We start from the raw sequence: 1234 nt of genomic DNA on the forward strand, positions 1-1234 counted from the left end.
GCCCAGGTCGAAGAAGTCGTCGTCGACCCCGACCCGCGGCAGCCCCAGGACCTGCGCGAACAGGTCGCACACGATCTGCTCCTGCGGAGTGCGCGTCTCCCTGCCCGACCCGGTCGGCATGAACTCCGGTGCCGGCAGCGCGGCCCGGTCCAGCTTGCCGTTGGCCGTGAGAGGGAGGTGTTCCAGGAGGACCACGGCCGAGGGCACCATGTACTCGGGCAGCCGCTCCCGCGCGAACTCGGCTACTTGTTCGGGCCGGAGAGTCTTCCGCGTCACCACATAGGCCACCAGACGGGTCCTGCCGGGCTGGTCCTCCCGAGCGACGACGGCGGCCTGGGCGATGTCGGGATGGTCGGTGAGGACCGTGTCGACTTCGCCGGGTTCGATGCGGAAGCCGCGGATCTTGACCTGGTGGTCGGCGCGGCCGATGAACTCCAGCTCGCCGTCGGGGTTCCAGCGCACCAGGTCCCCGGTCCGGTACATCCGGCCGCCCGGCTCCGGATCGTAGGGGTCGGCGACGAAGCGCTCGGCAGTCAGACCGGGTCGGCCCAGGTAGCCGCGGGCCACGCCCGCTCCCGCGATGTACAGCTCGCCCACCACACCGGCCGCGACCGGCCGCAGCCCGCCGTCCAGCACATAGGCACGAGTGTTGGCGATCGGCCGGCCGATGGGCGCGGGCAGCTGCCAGTCGTCGGGGTCGGCGCTCAGGGTGTGGGCCGTGACCACGTGTGTCTCGGTGGGGCCGTAGTGGTTGTGCAGCACGCGGTCCCGCGCCGACCGGTGGAACTCGCGGACCGGGTGACTCAGGGTCAGCGCTTCGCCGGCCTGCGCGACGCAACGCAGCCGCGGCAGCGTACGCCCCTGCTCGACGGCGGCCTCGGCGAGGGCCTCCAGCACCAGGTTCGGGGCGAACAGCTCCTCCACCCTTTCCTCGTCCAGCCACTCGGCGAACCGGGCCGCGTCGCGTCGGACGTCCTCGTCGGGGATCACCAGCGTCTTGCCGAAGGCCAGCGCCGACAGCACCTCCTGCGCGGACACGTCGAAGCTGATCGCCGTGAACTGCGCGGTCCTGGTGCCCGGTTCGCCGCCGACCGCTCCGTGGTGCCACTCCAGGAGATTGAGCAGTGCGCCCGCGGGCATGACGACGCCTTTGGGTTGGCCGGTGGAGCCGGAGGTGTAGATGACGTAGGCGGGGTGGTGGGGGGTGAGGGGGGTGGTGCGGTCGTTGTGGGTT

1 protein-coding gene is annotated in these 1234 nt (G+C 71.6%); it reads right to left on the reverse strand.

Annotated elements, in window-relative coordinates; all coding sequences use genetic code 11:
* Window positions 1-1234 (reverse strand): non-ribosomal peptide synthetase (locus tag ACFYWI_RS38530; RefSeq protein WP_389240862.1); only part of this gene is annotated, 1234 nt, incomplete at both ends.

It is taken from the genome of Streptomyces sp. NPDC002889, from assembly GCF_042888425.1.
GTDB lineage: Bacteria > Actinomycetota > Actinomycetes > Streptomycetales > Streptomycetaceae > Streptomyces.